A 14709-nucleotide genomic window follows, 5' to 3' on the forward strand; every position below is an offset into this window, starting at 1 on the left:
CACGTTGCGGTGAGTGAGTTGGAAACGATAGTAATAGAAAAGGCGAATGCCGATGTTGGCAGTCATCTCCCGCGATGGGGAGTGTGGTGCTGAGCATCGCTAGCGCGGCAAACGTAACGCTGCGCCTGATCGTGATGCGATAGACAGCCCACAGCTACGCGCGGGCTTGCCGTTACTGCGCCTTGATCGCGATTGCCGATAGACCGCTACCGTTCAATTTTTGTTTGGCCTCGGCCAGTTCGCTGGCGGTGCCGTAAGGCCCCATGCGCACGCGGTAGACGGTCTTGCCGCTGATCTGCGCTGATTCCACTCGCGCCGACAGACCGAGCATCGCCAGCTTGGCCTTGGTCGACTCTGCGTCGCCGGAGGCACCGAACGAGCCGGCCTGCAGGATGTAGTGCGCCGTATCCGGTCGCGGGGCAGAGGCCGAAGAAGCGGCAGAGGCGGGCGTGGTGGCGATCGGTTTGGGCGATGCCGCTGGTGGCGCGACGGTGCCGGCCGTTGTACTGGGCGTCTCAGGCAGTGGGGTTGGCGAGGTTATTGCCGGAGTTGTGGTTGTCGCTGTGGCGCCCGGCACAGTCGCGGTTGTCGTTGGCGGTGGCGCCAGCTTTGCTTGACGTGCGGCCTCGGCACGTGCGCTGGCGGCCAGTTCGGCGTCGGACATCTGCACTTCCTTGCCAGGCAGCAGTGTGTAGAAGTCGTACTGGGTCTGCGCGTTCTTCTTCGCGTCGGTCTTGGCGTTACCGGCCGTGGTTGTCGCTGGCTTGGATAATTCCGGTGCCGCATCGATGTCGGCATCGGCCACTTGGGCCGGCTGCGCATCGGGATTGGCATGTGGGCCGCCGATGCGCAGGAAACTGTCGCCGCCTTTCTTGAACAGGCCCGGCGCGCCGAGGAACACCACCGCCGCGATCGCCGCGCCGGCGATCAGCCATACCCACCCGGGTGTGCCGTTGTTGCTGTTGCGCCGGGCTTGCGTCTTACCGCGTCGTGCTGCCATTTACCGCTTCTCCACTTATTACATTTTTTCCGGGGCACAGACGCCCAGGAGATTCAGGCCGTTCGCCAGCACCTGCTGCGCCGCGACCGCCAAGGCCAGTTTGGCGTTGCGTTCGCTGGCGTCGTCCACCAGCACCGGGGTGCCGTGGTACCAGGTATGGAAGGCCGTCGCCAATTCGCGCAGGTATTGCGCGATCAGATGCGGCTCCAGGACATGCCCCGCATTCTCCACAACTTCCGGGTAGCGCGAGAGTTCCATCATCAGTTCCAGCGAGGTTGTGTCGTTCAGCCGGTTGAGCTGACTCATGCCGTCGGCCGGGTCGTAGTCGCGTTGCTTTTCCTGCGCTTGCCGCAGCAGGCTGCACACGCGCGCATGCGCATACTGCACGTAAAACACCGGGTTGTCGTTGCTTTGTTGGCGTGCCAGATCGATATCGAAGGTAAGCTGCGAATCGGGTTTGCGTGCGATCAAGAACCAGCGGGTGGCGTCGCGCCCGGCTTCTTCGATCAAGTCGCGCAGGGTCAGGTAGCTACCGGCACGCTTTGACAGCTTCACTTCCTCGCCGCCGCGCATCACTGTGACCATCTGGTGTAGCACGTATTCCGGCCACCCTTTGGGAATGCCAAGGTCCATCGCCTGCAGGCCGGCGCGCACTCGCGCCAGCGATCCGTGGTGGTCGGCGCCCAATTCGGTGATCGCACGCACGTAGCCGCGCTGCCACTTGCTTAGGTGATAGGCCACGTCCGGCACAAAATAGGTATAGGTGCCGTCGGATTTGCGCATCACCCGATCTTTGTCGTCGCCGAAATCGGTCGATTTCAACCACAGTGCGCCGCCTTCCTCGTAGGTATGGCCGGAGGCGATCAGCTTCTGTACCGCCTCCTCGACCTTGCCGTCGCGGTACAACGAGCTTTCCAGGAAGTAGATGTCGAAGTCCACGCCGAACGCGGCCAGATCGTGGTTCTGCTCGTTGCGCAGATAAGCCACTGCGAAGCGGCGGATGGCCTCCAGATCGTTCGGGTCCTTGGCGCCTTTGACCAGATGGCCTTCCAGATTCACCGTGGCGCCGGTCATGTAGGCGTCGGCCACATCTTGGATGTAGTCGCCACGGTAGCCTTCCTCCGGCCAATCGTGGCTGTCCGGGGTCTTGCCGTGGGCACGTGCCTGTACCGAGCGTGCGAGATTTTCGATCTGCCCACCGCCATCGTTGTAGTAGAACTCGCGTCTGGCGTTCCAGCCGTTGGCCTCGAGCAAGCGTGCCAGGCAATCGCCGATCGCCGCGGCGCGGCCATGGCCCACGTGCAGTGGCCCGGTCGGATTGGCCGACACGTATTCCACGCCAACGGTGCGGCCGTTGCCGACCAGACTGCGACCGTAGTCATGGCCTTGTTTGAGTACCGTCAGCACTTCGCGCTGGTAGGCACCCGGGCCGAGGTGGAAGTTGATGAAACCGGGGCCGGCGATCTCGACCTTGCGGATGTCGTCGTTGGCCGGTAACGCATCGACCAGTTGCTGGGCCAGGGCGCGTGGATTGGTGCGTGCGGCCTTGGCCAGCAGCATCGCGGCGTTGCTGGCGAAATCGCCGTGCTCGCGGGTCTTGGGTCGTTCGACCACGAAGTCCGGCGGCAAAGTGTCGGTTGGCAGGATGCCAGTGGCGCGCAAGGCTTCGATGCCTTGCGCGATCAGGGCGCGGAGTTGGGATTTCACGGGATCTCTGCTTGAAGCGCGATAAACCAATCATTTTACCCGACCCGTCGCTTCCCGGCCTGCAATGGGTTCAGCCCGACCTCAGCCGAAGCGGCGCCACCTTGATCCAGGCCACGCGCTGGAGCGGCTGCGCTGTAGCTTATATCCAGCCGCGCGATGCCAGCGAGATCGGCATGCCGTCGCCAATGATGAAATGGTCGAGCAGGCGCACATCGATCAGGTCCAGCGCCTTGCGCAGGCGCTCGGTGACGGCGAAGTCGGCAGAGGAGGGTTCCGGATTCCCGGAGGGGTGATTGTGGCCGATGATGATCGCGGCGGCGTTGAGCGTCAGTGCGCGTCGCACTACTTCGCGCGGGTGTACCTCTGTCCAGTCCACGGTGCCCTGGAACAGTTCCTCGAACGCCAGCCAACGGTGACGGGTATCCAGGAAAAGCACCGCGAAGACCTCGTATGGCCGTGCGCGCAGCCGTTGCGAAAAATAGCGGCCGACCACGCTTGGATCGTTCAGGGTGTCGCCCCGCTGCAGTTCCGCCGCTAGGTGACGTTGGCCAAGTTCCATTGCCGCCGAAAGCCTGCAGACCCGCGCCGGGCCCAGGCCCGGCAGGCGCAGCAGCTCGTTGGGTGGGCGATCGAGCAGTGTACGCAGCGGTCCGTGTTGCTGTAGCAGATCGCGCGAGGTCTGCACGGCGTCACGACCACGCAGACCGGAGCCGAGGAAAATCGCTAGCAGTTCGGCGTCGGAAAGGGCCTGGGGGCCGCGTGTCAGCAGCTTTTCCCGGGGGCGTTCGTCGCAGGGCCAGTTGGAAATGTGCATATCGCCAGGATGCCGGGCGATATGCTGCAATGGTATCAGGTCGCCAAAAACCATCGGGTAAGCTAATCGTTCTTGCATGGGTAGGACATTCCCGACGTGACCGCGACTTCTGAGAGGCCCCTGCAGGGGCGACGTGTGCTGTTGTGCGTCGGCGGCGGGATCGCCGCCTACAAGGCGCTGGAACTGGTGCGGCGCCTGCGCGACGTGGGCGCCGAGGTGCAGGTGGCAATGACTGCCGGTGCGCAGCAGTTCGTCACCGCGCTGAGCTTCCAGGCGCTGTCCGGCCATATCACCCGCACGACGTTGTGGGATAGCAGCGCGGAGCAGGCGATGGGCCATCTGGAATTAGCGCGCTGGGCGCAGCAGGTGGTGGTCGCGCCGGCCACGGCCGACCTGCTGGCGCGGCTGGCGCACGGTTTGGCCGACGACCTAGTGGGTACGCTGTGTCTGGCCAGCACCGCACCGCTGACCGTCTGCCCTGCGATGAACCATCGGATGTGGCTGCATCCTGCGACCCAGGCCAATGTTGCGACGCTGCGCCAGCGCGGCGCGCACGTGGTTGGTCCGAACGATGGACCGCTGGCCGAGGGCGAATCCGGCCCGGGGCGCCTGGCCGAACCACAACAGATCGTTGCGGCCTTGGCCGGTATCGGAAATGCTGCTGCGCAGCCCGCTACGCCGCTGGAGGCGATCGTTCCCGCGCGTAGCGCGACCCCGTCCACCACATCTCGCGATGGCGCATTGCGTGGCTTGCGTCTGTTGATCAGTGCGGGTCCAACCTACGAAGATTTGGATCCGGTGCGCTATCTCGGCAACCGCAGCAGCGGCAAGATGGGCTATGCACTCGCCGCCGCCGCCGTGCGGCGCGGCGCGCAGGTGGTGCTGGTCAGTGGCCCGGTGCAGTTGCCCACCCCGGACGGCGTGCAGCGCATCGACGTGCGTTCGGCGGTGCAGATGCGCCAGGCTGTGCTAGGGGCTCTGCCGGCGGACATCTACATCGGCACCGCCGCAGTCGCCGACTACACACCCAAACAGGTGTTGACCGAAAAGATCAAAAAGAACCGCGATACGTTGATCCTGGAGCTGATCCGCACACCTGACATCCTCGCCGAGGTCGCTGCGCAGACCCAGGCGCTGAAGCTGGTGGTCGGGTTCGCCGCCGAGACCCATGACATCGAGCGCTACGCCCGTGGCAAACTCGCCGACAAGCACCTGGACCTGATCATTGCCAACCAGGTGGGGGTGGTGGGTAACGGTTTCGAGAGCGACCAGAACGCCGCCACCGCATACTGGCAACACGGCGCGCGCAGCTTCCCGGCGGTCGTCAAGACGCAACTGGCCGAACAATTGCTTGACCTGATTGCTGAGAGGTTGCACGCATGAGCATTCCCACGCCCGTTCCGCTGCAGGTCAAGTTGCTCGATCCACGCTTCGGCGACAGCTGGCCGTTGCCCGACTACGCCACCGAAGCCAGCGCCGGGCTGGACCTGCGCGCGGCGACCGAGGCGCCGTTGACCCTGGATCCCGGCGACACAGCGCTGATCCCAAGTGGGCTTTCCATCTACATCGCCGATCCGCAGTTGTGCGCGGTGGTCCTGCCGCGCTCCGGGCTGGGCCATCGCCACGGCATCGTGCTCGGCAACGGTACCGGCCTGATCGACGCCGACTACCAGGGACCCCTGCTGATCAGCGTCTGGAACCGCAGCCGCGAAGCCTTCACCATCGCGCCCGGTGACCGAATCGCGCAGTTAGTGGTGATGCCGGTCGTGCGCGTTGCCCTGCAAGTAGTAGATACTTTTGCCGATAGCGCCAGGGGAACGGGTGGATTCGGCCACACCGGAGTGCGCTGACTGGGGAGCGTTTTTGATGAGCGAGGTACTACAAGCGCGGCCAGTGCCGCAAGGTTTGAGCAGGGTCCCGCTCTTGCTGACCGTTCTGCTGTTTCTGCTTGCCGGATGGTTCGGTTGGAGCGCTGTGAGGCAATGGCGTGCCGAGCAGGTGACCATGACGCTGGAACGAGCGCGCGATGCGTCGGTGGTGCGGACCACACAGGTGCTGGAGGGAGCTGGCAAACGCCTGTCCGAATGCTTGCAGCAGCCGGCTGTGCAGACCGCGCTGGCACGTGGCGATGCCGCAGCCGTCGTCCAGGCCCTGCGCGGGGATTGGAAGCAGGTCGAGGATGCACAACTGCTGCCGGTGGATCTGGAATCCGGCTATGCCGATCCGCCGCGGTTCGGTTACGGTCGACTGGCGCTGCTGGAGAAAGCCGTGTTGACCGGAAAGGTCGCCAGCGGCGTGGTTCATGATGGTGGCGGTGTGCAGTTGGGCTTGGCGGCGCCGGTATCCTTGGGGGAGAGGGCCAGCGTGGTCTACCTGCGCCTGCCGCTGGGCTTGCTCACCGACCCAGTCGCGCAGGTGACGGTGCCGGATAGCGGCTACTTGGCGCTGCGTCAGGGCAGTTACGATGTGATCGCTGCCGGGAATTCCGCGCTGTCCAATCGTGCCGATGCGTTGTCGCGCCCACTCGGCGATACCGGTTTGCGCATGGTCGCCGCCTTGCCCGATACCGAGGCTGGACCATTCGGGCTGGGCGCTTGGCCGTGTCTGCTCGTCGCCGTCCTGCTGGTGGTGTTACGCATCTTGCTGGCGCTGGCCCCACGCGGATACTTGTCGCCGCGCGCAGGTCGTGCCGTGGCGGTGACCGAAGAGCAAACCTTGCAGCAGAGTCTGCAAAACCAGGAGTCGCTGCCACCGCTGCCGCCATCGCCGCCATCGCCGCCATCGCCGCCATTGTCACGGTCGCCAGCGGAGCTGACGCCGGCCATGCCGGTTCCCGCGTCTGCCGTGACGGCCGATATTTTCCGCGCCTATGACATCCGTGGTGTGGTCGGTCGCGACCTCAACCCACAGGTTGCCGCGCTCATCGGCCAGGCGATCGGTACGATGATGCAGGAACAGGGACTCAACGAGGTGGTGGTCGGTCGCGACGGTCGCCTGTCCGGCCCGGAATTGGCGGCGGCGCTGATCGACGGTTTGCGTCGTGCCGGTTGTGCCGTCATCGATATCGGCGTTGCGCCGACCCCGGTGGTGTATTTCGCCAGCTACCATTTGCGCGCAGGCAGTTGCGTGGCGGTGACCGGCAGCCACAACCCCGCCGACTACAATGGTTTCAAGATCGTGATCGGCGGTCAGACGCTGTCCGGTGCGGCCATCGCCGAGTTGCATGCGTGCATCTGCGAGGGCCGTTTGTCGACCGCTGCCGAACCGGGCCGACTGCAGCAGCGCGACGTCGGCCGTGACTACGTTCAGCGCATCGCCGACGACGTACAGTTGGACCGCCCGCTCAAAGTGGTGGTCGATGCCGGCAACGGTGTCGGTGGCGAACTGGGGCCTCGGTTGCTGGAGGCGATCGGCGCGGAGGTGATTCCGTTGTACTGCGATGTCGATGGTACCTTTCCCAATCACCATCCCGACCCCAGCGATCCGCATAATTTGGAAGACTTGGTGCAGACGGTGCGGCGCTTCGATGCCGACCTCGGCGTTGCTTTCGACGGCGACGCCGACCGGCTTGGCGTGGTGACTCATGACGGCAAGGTGATCTATCCCGACCGCCTGCTGATGCTGTTCGCCGCCGATGTGTTGCAGCGTAATCCCGGTGCGTTGGTGATCTACGACGTCAAATGCACCGGCAAGCTGTCGGATTACGTGTTACGTAACGGCGGTAGTCCGCTGATGTGGAAGACCGGACATTCGCTGATCAAGGCGAAGATGCGCGAGACCGATGCCGAATTGGCAGGCGAGATGAGCGGGCATTTCTTCTTCAAGGAACGTTGGTACGGTTTCGACGATGGCCTTTATGCCGCGGCGCGGTTGCTGGAGATCCTGGCGCAGCGCGAAGAGTCGCCGTCCGAGGTGCTGGCGGAGTTACCCGAGAGCATTGCCACGCCGGAGATCAAGGTGCCGCTGGATGGGCAGGATGGGCATGCGTTGATTGCGCAGTTGGCCATCCAGGCACAACAGGAGGGTTCGCCGTTCGCCGGCGCGCGTTTGTTGACCCTGGATGGTGTGCGTGCCGATTTCCCGGACGGCTGGGGGCTGGTGCGCGCGTCTAACACGACGCCAGCGTTGGTGCTACGTTTCGAGGCTGACAACGCGACCGCGCTGGAACGGGTCAAGGCGTTGTTCCGCGCCCAGTTGCAGACGGCGCTGCCGACGGCGATGCTCGGCTTTTGAGCCGGGCACGCCCAACGCGTTGCCCGGCAGGCCGATGGCCGTCTGCGGCTCAGCCGCCGGATAGTGTCGTTGCGGGCTCGGCCTGCGGCCCGTTGCCTTTCGCTGCGCGGTAGCGCTGTACGGTGTCTTTGATTTCCTCGTCCAAGCTGAGTCGTTGCTGCTCTAGATCCTTCTGTATACGCATTTGTTGCACTAGCGCGTGATGCCGTCGCTGCACGTCTTCGGCGAGATTGTTTGCGACTTTCTGCCCGGCCAATTCTTGTGCGCCGGCGTTGGCGAGCACCTCCACCAGGCCCTGGCGTAGGCTGTCGACGTTGTAGCGTGAAGTCTGGATATTGTTGTCGACGATGTCCGCGCGTTCGGAGAACACTCTGCGCAGTTCGTCTTCGGTCTGGAACGACAGCAACATCGCCTGATCGGTACGCTTGCGGGTTTCCAGCGCGGCTTGATTGGCGCGTTGCTGTGCGGCATCGGCGGCGGCCGCAGCGCGCTCTTCGCTGCTCAACGCGCGTCCGACTTCAGCGCTGCGCATGCCGCTGGTCGCGTTGAATTCGTCGCGCGCTTGGTTCACTGCTTCCGGCGGGAGCGCATCGCTGCACATGCGCTGCCCGTTCTGATTCCAGCAGTACAGTTTCTTGGCGTGCGCCTGCTGTTGCTGCTGAGCGGAGGCAGGTAGTGCAAGTATTATCAGCAGTGCCGGGACGGCGCAGCTCCACGGTGAGTGTATCGGCGTCATGGCAGCCCCCTGCTGTCAGCCATCATCAATCGCAGCCGTAGCGTGCTCGGTAAGCCAGCAACGATGCGTGAAAGCCAGCAAGATCCGCGTTTCCCTCGATGAATGCAAGCAAATCGCCCAGATGCGCGACCGAGACCACAGAAATTCCGGATTCGGCCGCCACTGCCTGCGCCGCGGAACGGTGGTCTTGCTCGGTGGCGATCTCCTGGCGGTCCAGCGCGACCAGGATCGCCGCGGGTGTGCCACCGGCGGCGCGGATGATGCCCAATGCGTCGCGGATCGCGGTGCCAGCAGTTATCACATCGTCCACGATCAGTACCCGACGTCCGGCCAATGGTGCCCCGATCAGGCTGCCGCCCTCGCCGTGGATCTTGGCCTCCTTGCGATTGAATGCTAGCGCCAGATCGCGTCCGCGCCGCGCATACTCGCAGGCCAATGCGGTTGCCAGCGGGATGCCTTTGTAGGCCGGGCCGAACAGCAGATCGAAGTCGAGCCCGGCTGCGTCGGCCGCATCCGCGTAGCAAGTCGCCAGCTGCGCCATCGTGGCGCCCGAATCGAAGCGTCCGGCATTGAAGAAGTAGGGGCTGAGGCGCCCGGACTTTAGCGTGAATTCGCCGAAGCGCAGCGCCTCCGCGTCCAGGGCCAATTGCAGGAAACGTTGCCGGTAGTCGGTCATGAGACTTGAGAGCAGAAATGAAGGGATAGCATCACCGTGAGAGCATAGCGGGTTCCGACAGTATCGCGTCGCATTATGCGGTACGCTCTACTGGTTATCTCGGTTCGGTTTTTTCATGCGTATCGTCAGTTTCAACGCCAACGGCCTGCGGTCGGCAGCGACCAAGGGCTTTTTCGAGTGGTTTGCCGGCCAGCAGACCGATGTGTTGTGTGTGCAGGAGACCAAGGCACAGGCGCCTCAACTTGCCGGGCCGGCGTTCCTGCCGGAGGGTTATCGCGTTTGGTTCCGCGACGCCAGCACCAAGAAGGGCTATAGCGGTGTGGCGATTTACAGCAAGCGCGAGCCCGACGAGGTGCGTACCGCGCTGGGTTGGCCCGAATTCGACGAGGAGGGCCGCTACTTGGAGGTACGCTTCGGCCAGTTGAGCGTGGTGTCTTTCTACATTCCGTCCGGTTCCTCGGGCGAGGTGCGCCAGGGCTACAAGTTCCAGGTGATGGACTGGCTAAGGCCGATCTTGGTGCAGTGGTTGCACAACGGTCGCGATTACGTGCTGTGCGGCGACTGGAACATCGTGCGTTCGGCGTTGGATATCAAGAATTGGAAGTCCAACCAGAAAAATTCCGGTTGTTTGCCGGCCGAGCGCGATTGGCTCAATGGTCTGTGCGCTGACCGTGCCGAAGACGCCGACGCGGCCAGTGGTCGCGGCTGGGTCGATGCTTACCGCGCGCTGCATCCGGACGGACAGGACTACACTTGGTGGAGTAACCGCGGCGCGGCGCGCGCCAATGACGTCGGTTGGCGAATCGACTATCAGTTCGTCACGCCATCCCTGCGCGAACGTCTGCATGGCTGCGCCATCTACACCGAACAGCGCTTCTCCGACCATGCGCCGTTCACGGTGGACTACCGCACGTGATCGGGGGATTGGGCACATGGTGGCGTTCGCTGGATGTATACGCCAACCCGCGCGTACGGGCGATGCTGTTCCTTGGGTTTTCCTCGGGGTTGCCCTTCGCATTGGTGCTGACCACGCTCTCGGCGCGGTTGCGTCAGGCCGGTATTGATCGCACCACCATCGGGTATTTCAGTCTGGTCGGACTGATGTACTCCCTGAAGTATTTCTGGTCGCCGATCGTTGATCGCTTGCCGCTTCCTGTCCTTTCGCGGATGGGCCGTCGGCGTAGCTGGATGTTGCTCGCGCAGGTGTGCATCGTTGCTGGTCTTGTCGCACTCGCTCTGGTCGATCCAGCGTTCAACACGCAGGAGTTCGCATTGCTTGCTGTCTTGACCGCCTTTGCCGCGTCAACTCAGGATATTGTCGTGGATGCCTATCGGATCGAAGCCGCCCAGACCGATGCGCAAGGCGCGATGGCCGCGGCCTACCAGACCGGCTACCAAGTCGCGTTGATTTGTGCCGGTGCTGGTGCTCTGACTGTGGCCGCCCAACTGGGCTGGAAGGCGTCCTATCTGAGTATGGCGGCTTGCGGCCTGCTCGGCTTGGTCACCACGCTGTGCATTGCGGAGCCGATGGCAAACAATCGCGGTCCGGTACGCTCCGTCGAACCCTTGGTGGAGGCATTCCAGTTACGTGCGCAGCACTGGCCTGCCTGGATCAGGGCAATGGTGGCCTGGTGCATCGGTGCCGTGGTCTGTCCGTTTGTCGATTTCTTTGTGCGAATGGGCTGGAAGGCCGGCATCCCTGCGCTCGCCTTGGTGGTCGCGTATCGACTCAACTACGTCACGATGGGCGTTGCGGCCAATACGTTTTACTTGGACATGGGGTTTACCCTGGAGCAGATCGCGTTGGTCTCCAAGGTCTACGGGATCTTGATGACCATCGGCGGGGCTTTTCTCGCTGGACTTCTGATTCGTCGTTACGGCATCGCCCGCACGTTGCTGATTGGTCTATTGCTGCTGAGCGGAGCCAACCTGATCTATGCGTATATCGCCAGCATTCATCCTGGGATCGCTTGGCTGGCGGCTGCGATCAGCGCCGACAATGTGGCCAATGGCATTGCCGGGACAGCATTCATTGCCTACATGTCATCGCTGACCAGCCCGCATTACACGGCGACGCAGTATGCGTTGTTCGGTACCCTGTGGAGTCTGCCTGCCAAGTCGATCGCCAGTCAGTGGGGCAGGATCGTTGATGTATGGGGGTATCCGCCGTTTTTTATCTATACCGCTGCGATTGGCATCGTTGCGCTTCCGATGGTCATTTGGCTGATCTGGCGCGAGTCGCGGAGCAATGGAGACATGCGAGCCTCGACTCACTGATGGTGTTCGAGGATGGTTCTGTCGACGTTGTGGCGTGATCAGGTGTCCGTGAACAGGCGTCGCCGCCGGTCGTGCTGTAGGCGGATTGAAAGTCCGCTGCATATTGTGGATGATCTGCGATGACGCATCGTCTGCGTCGCCGCCTGCTTGGGAGTCTGCATGACCGACCTGCTGTTGCGCGATATCGACCCACTCATGCTCGAGCGCATCGGCCATATCGCCGTGGCCCGTGGTTTGACGCAGCACCAGACGGTTCTCGCATTGATCGAGCAGGGCCTGTTCGCCAGTGAACAAGACCTGCGCAAAGGCTTCAAGAGCGTGGAATTGGATGCGCTGTCCGAGGCGATCACTGCACTGCGTGCGCTGCCGCCCGGCGTTAGATTATGAGCCGTCGCGGATGTAGCGCGATCACGCCGGATGGATCGCGCCGAGGATGCGCGGCCCGCGCGCGCCGCTGACTGAAGGCAGGTTGCCTGGCAGCCCGGCCAGGGTTTGTCGTGCCAGCCAGGCGAACCCCATCGCTTCCACGTAGTCCGGATCCAATCCCAAGCTCTGGGTCGATGCCACTTCCATGCCTGGCATGTGCGCCTGTAGCCTTGCCAGCAGTAGCGGATTGTGCACGCCGCCGCCGCAGACCAGCAGTTGCTGCGTCGCCGGTTGCTGTGCCAGCAGTGCGTCGGCGATGGTGGTTGCCGTCAGTTCCAGCAAGGTTGCCTGCACTGCGGCCGGCATGAGTGCTGTCGTGTCGAGGTGTGCTTCCAGCCAGCGCAGATGGAAGTGCTCGCGCCCGGTGCTCTTGGGCGGCGCTAGCGCGAACCAGGGATCGCCCAGGAGCCGCTGCAGCAGATCGGCATCGATCTGGCCGCTTGCGGCGAACACGCCGCCCGCATCGTAGGGCTGGTCCAGGTGGCGTTGGCACCAGGCGTCGAGCAGTGCGTTGGCGGGGCCGGTATCGAAGCCACGGACCTGGCCGTGCGCGGGCAACAGGGTCAGGTTGCCGATGCCGCCGAGGTTCAGCACGGCCCGGTCCTCGTGTGTGGTACCCAGCATCGCGGCATGAAACGCTGGCATCAGCGGTGCGCCGTGACCGCCGGCGGCCACATCGCGGCGTCGGAAATCGCAGACCGTGGCGATGCCGGTCAATTCGGCAATGCGGTTGCCGTCGCCCAGTTGCCAGGTGAAAGCGGGATCGGCGAGCGGCCGGTGGCGCACGGTCTGCCCGTGCGAGCCGATTGCGCGAACCGTCGCCGGGGCCACTCCGGCTTCATCGAGCAGGCGCCGGGTTGCGTCGGCGAAGGCGATCGCCACTTCCGCATCGAGCTGACCGAGTGCGTCCAGCGATGTGATGTTGCCACCTTCGCCCAGTGCGATCAGCGCCGCGCGCTGCCGCGGTGCCCAGGCATAGGTGCGGCCCAGGCACAGCTGAGCGCGTCCGGCTGCGTTGAAACGCACCAGGGCGGCGTCGATGCCGTCGGCACTGGTGCCGGACATCAAGCCCAAGAACAAGTGGGCGTCGGGGACGTTTGAATTGGACATGATAGGGATCGGGCGACGACCGACGTCGCAGCGTGGATGGGGCGGTGCGGCGCGTCAATGGCGCGTCAATCGACGCTGCGGAAAGTGTGTATCTGCGCTTAGCCTGCGTCGTGCGACGACGCAGGCTTGGCCGAGGCCATGACCTTCTTCTTCGCCTTCGCCGGCTCGGCATCGGCGTAGATCAGCTTCTCCACTCGCTGGATGCGCGCCAGTGCTGGCGAGGTCTGCGCGCGGAACGCGGCCAACTCCGCGCCAGCCAGTGGGGTCGGCGGAGGCATCGTCACCGACGCCGGATTGCGTTGCACACCGTCCACGCGGAATTCGTAGTGCAGGTGCGGGCCGGTGGCCATGCCGGTCATGCCGACGTAGCCGATCACGGTGCCCTGATTGATGTGTTGCCCCATCTTGATGCTGCCGAAGCGCGACATGTGACCGTACACCGTGCTGTAGCCCTTGCCGTGGTCCAGGATCACCATGTTGCCGTAGCCGTGCTGGGTGCCGACGAATTGCACCCGCGCATCGCCGGCGGCCATGATCGGCGTGCCCATCGGCGCTGCATAGTCGATGCCCTTGTGCATGCGCATGGTGCCCAGCACCGGATGCAGACGCTCACCGAAGGTGGAACTGATCCGGCTGTAGGACACCGGCATGCGGATGAAGCTCTTCTTCAACGGCCGGCCATTGACATCGAAATACTCGGCAGGCTTGCCGTCGCGTTCGAAGCGGAAGCCGGTATAGGTTTTACCGCGTGTGGTGAAGGTCGCGGCCAGGATCTTGCCGCTGTCGATGCGTTCGCCTTCGCGCCACGTTTCATCCATGACCACGCTGAAGCGATCGCCGGGCTGTAGATCCTTATCGAAGTCGATGTCGTACTTGAAGATCTCGTCGGTCATCGTCGCGATTGCCGAGGGCGACAACCCCGCCTTGCGTGCTGCCACGTACAGCGAACTGGTGATCTCGCCGCTGCTGACCACACTGTGAGTGCTGGTTTCGCGCTCGGTCACCTTTTCCTGAATGTCGTCTCCGCGCAGCGACAGTTCCATGCGGTGCGTAGCATCGCGGTCGAAGCGAATGCCGCGCAAATTGCCAGCTTCCGGTAGATTGAAGGCGAGCTCCGCGCCAGGCCGCAACTTGGTCAGCGCATCGCGGCTACCAGGATGCTCCAGCACGCGCTGCATCACCGTTGCGGGAATGCCGAGTTGCTCGAACACCGCGCCCAAGGTCTGGCCGGACTGAATCCGCACGACCTGCCAGTTGTCATCGCTTGCGCGTTGCTGTTGCTGGGCCAGCGAAATCGGCGGTAACGGCAGCGCCAGCGTCGCATGCGTGGTTTGCAGCGGGACATTGATGGCATTGGAGAAACCTGGAACGATGGTCGCCACCAGAGCGCCGATGGTGGCGAACAGGCTGGCGTGGATCCAGTGGCGACGTGTCCAGCGCCCGTTGGGAAGGTGTTCCTTCAGCTTGCGATGCAGCACCGTGCCGTGGAGAACGTGGAGACGTTGTTTGAAACGCTGACGGCGCATGCGTTCCTGATCACGGTTGTGCATCAAGCTTTCCTCAAGAGCCGCCAAGCGCGGACTCAAAACTCGGCTACCATAAACATCGTTTATCAGTGCGTCAAACCATTGAGTTGGCTCGGATTTTTGCTAATCCGCCAATTTGACGCGTCTTTAACACCATTCATCTTGCTTGATGCCATCGGCTGGAGTGTCCGTTTTGTCCGTGAT

At 63.5% G+C, this 14709-nt stretch carries 14 protein-coding genes (1 of these 14 cut by a window edge); 7 read left to right on the forward strand and 7 right to left on the reverse strand.

Annotated elements, in window-relative coordinates; translation table 11 throughout:
• Positions 1-172 precede the first annotated feature (172 nt).
• From XaFJ1_RS01525 to radC, 3 genes are all read right to left on the reverse strand, one after another.
• Entirely contained in the window at positions 173-1000 is an 828-nt protein-coding gene (locus XaFJ1_RS01525) for an SPOR domain-containing protein (RefSeq protein ID WP_012914928.1), read from the reverse strand.
• An 18-nt stretch (positions 1001-1018) separates the two neighbouring features.
• Positions 1019-2707, reverse strand: a complete 1689-nt coding sequence (gene argS, locus XaFJ1_RS01530) for an arginine--tRNA ligase (RefSeq protein WP_012914929.1) — start codon at positions 2705-2707, stop codon at positions 1019-1021.
• A 139-nt stretch (positions 2708-2846) separates the two neighbouring features.
• A complete protein-coding gene (gene radC, locus XaFJ1_RS01535; protein ID WP_012914930.1) occupies positions 2847-3521 on the reverse strand; it encodes a RadC family protein in 675 nt (224 codons plus the stop codon).
• 96 nt (positions 3522-3617) lie between these two features.
• On the opposite strand from radC, the gene coaBC reads away from it, so the two are divergent.
• Genes coaBC through XaFJ1_RS16025 form a run of 3 tightly spaced genes read left to right on the forward strand, consistent with a single transcriptional unit; the run spans position 3618 to position 7754 of the window.
• Positions 3618-4904: a bifunctional phosphopantothenoylcysteine decarboxylase/phosphopantothenate--cysteine ligase CoaBC gene (gene coaBC, locus XaFJ1_RS01540; protein ID WP_012914931.1), complete on the forward strand. Its 1287-nt coding sequence runs from the start codon at positions 3618-3620 to the stop codon at positions 4902-4904.
• Positions 4901-5371, forward strand: coding sequence for a dUTP diphosphatase (gene dut / locus XaFJ1_RS01545; RefSeq protein ID WP_012914932.1), 471 nt, complete (start codon positions 4901-4903; stop codon positions 5369-5371). Before coaBC ends, dut begins: the two co-directional genes overlap by 4 nt.
• Before the next feature lie 16 nt (positions 5372-5387).
• A complete protein-coding gene (locus XaFJ1_RS16025; protein WP_045756691.1) occupies positions 5388-7754 on the forward strand; it encodes a phosphomannomutase/phosphoglucomutase in 2367 nt (788 codons plus the stop codon).
• Positions 7755-7803: 49 nt separating this feature from the next.
• On the opposite strand, the gene XaFJ1_RS01555 is transcribed toward XaFJ1_RS16025, so the two are convergent.
• Positions 7804-8490: a hypothetical protein gene (locus tag XaFJ1_RS01555; RefSeq protein ID WP_012914934.1), complete on the reverse strand. Its 687-nt coding sequence runs from the start codon at positions 8488-8490 to the stop codon at positions 7804-7806.
• A gap of 25 nt (positions 8491-8515) precedes the next feature.
• A complete protein-coding gene (gene pyrE / locus XaFJ1_RS01560) occupies positions 8516-9166 on the reverse strand; it encodes an orotate phosphoribosyltransferase (RefSeq protein WP_012914935.1) in 651 nt (216 codons plus the stop codon).
• Between the two features lie 115 nt (positions 9167-9281).
• Between pyrE and XaFJ1_RS01565 the strand changes: the two genes are divergently transcribed.
• The 3 genes from XaFJ1_RS01565 to XaFJ1_RS01575 all read left to right on the forward strand — a co-directional run bounded on the left by XaFJ1_RS01565 (position 9282) and on the right by XaFJ1_RS01575 (position 11830).
• A complete protein-coding gene (locus tag XaFJ1_RS01565; protein WP_012914936.1) occupies positions 9282-10082 on the forward strand; it encodes an exodeoxyribonuclease III in 801 nt (266 codons plus the stop codon).
• On the forward strand, positions 10079-11443 hold the full coding sequence (locus XaFJ1_RS01570; protein WP_012914937.1) for an AmpG family muropeptide MFS transporter: 1365 nt from the start codon (positions 10079-10081) through the stop codon (positions 11441-11443). Before XaFJ1_RS01565 ends, XaFJ1_RS01570 begins: the two co-directional genes overlap by 4 nt.
• Positions 11444-11602: 159 nt before the next feature.
• A complete protein-coding gene (locus XaFJ1_RS01575) occupies positions 11603-11830 on the forward strand; it encodes a hypothetical protein (RefSeq protein ID WP_012914938.1) in 228 nt (75 codons plus the stop codon).
• A gap of 21 nt (positions 11831-11851) precedes the next feature.
• On the opposite strand, the gene XaFJ1_RS01580 is transcribed toward XaFJ1_RS01575, so the two are convergent.
• Positions 11852-12979 (reverse strand): anhydro-N-acetylmuramic acid kinase, encoded by a 1128-nt coding sequence (locus XaFJ1_RS01580; RefSeq protein ID WP_012914939.1) that lies wholly within the window; start codon positions 12977-12979, stop codon positions 11852-11854.
• A gap of 98 nt (positions 12980-13077) precedes the next feature.
• A complete protein-coding gene (locus tag XaFJ1_RS01585) occupies positions 13078-14529 on the reverse strand; it encodes a M23 family metallopeptidase (protein WP_012914940.1) in 1452 nt (483 codons plus the stop codon).
• A 169-nt stretch (positions 14530-14698) separates the two neighbouring features.
• Here XaFJ1_RS01585 and tyrS point away from each other — a divergent pair, with 169 nt between their 5' ends.
• Positions 14699-14709 carry the start of a tyrosine--tRNA ligase gene (gene tyrS / locus XaFJ1_RS01590; RefSeq protein ID WP_012914941.1) on the forward strand. It continues 1201 nt past the right edge of the window, so the window shows 11 of its 1212 coding nt (coding positions 1-11); its start codon is at positions 14699-14701; its stop codon lies off the right edge, out of view.

This window comes from Xanthomonas albilineans, assembly GCF_009931595.1.
Taxonomy (GTDB): domain Bacteria; phylum Pseudomonadota; class Gammaproteobacteria; order Xanthomonadales; family Xanthomonadaceae; genus Xanthomonas_A; species Xanthomonas_A albilineans.

Bases quoted from the DNA above. Each gene is read 5' to 3' on its own strand.
- radC (WP_012914930.1), bottom strand. From the start codon at position 3,521: ATGCACATTTCCAACTGGCCCTGCGACGAACGCCCCCGGGAAAAGCTG.
- XaFJ1_RS01525 (WP_012914928.1), bottom strand. From the start codon at position 1,000: ATGGCAGCACGACGCGGTAAGACGCAAGCCCGGCGCAACAGCAACAAC.
- XaFJ1_RS01580 (WP_012914939.1), bottom strand. From the start codon at position 12,979: ATGTCCAATTCAAACGTCCCCGACGCCCACTTGTTCTTGGGCTTGATG.
- pyrE (WP_012914935.1), bottom strand. From the start codon at position 9,166: ATGACCGACTACCGGCAACGTTTCCTGCAATTGGCCCTGGACGCGGAG.
- XaFJ1_RS01565 (WP_012914936.1), top strand. From the start codon at position 9,282: ATGCGTATCGTCAGTTTCAACGCCAACGGCCTGCGGTCGGCAGCGACC.
- XaFJ1_RS16025 (WP_045756691.1), top strand. From the start codon at position 5,388: ATGAGCGAGGTACTACAAGCGCGGCCAGTGCCGCAAGGTTTGAGCAGG.
- XaFJ1_RS01585 (WP_012914940.1), bottom strand. From the start codon at position 14,529: ATGCACAACCGTGATCAGGAACGCATGCGCCGTCAGCGTTTCAAACAA.
- XaFJ1_RS01555 (WP_012914934.1), bottom strand. From the start codon at position 8,490: ATGACGCCGATACACTCACCGTGGAGCTGCGCCGTCCCGGCACTGCTG.
- XaFJ1_RS01575 (WP_012914938.1), top strand. From the start codon at position 11,603: ATGACCGACCTGCTGTTGCGCGATATCGACCCACTCATGCTCGAGCGC.
- dut (WP_012914932.1), top strand. From the start codon at position 4,901: ATGAGCATTCCCACGCCCGTTCCGCTGCAGGTCAAGTTGCTCGATCCA.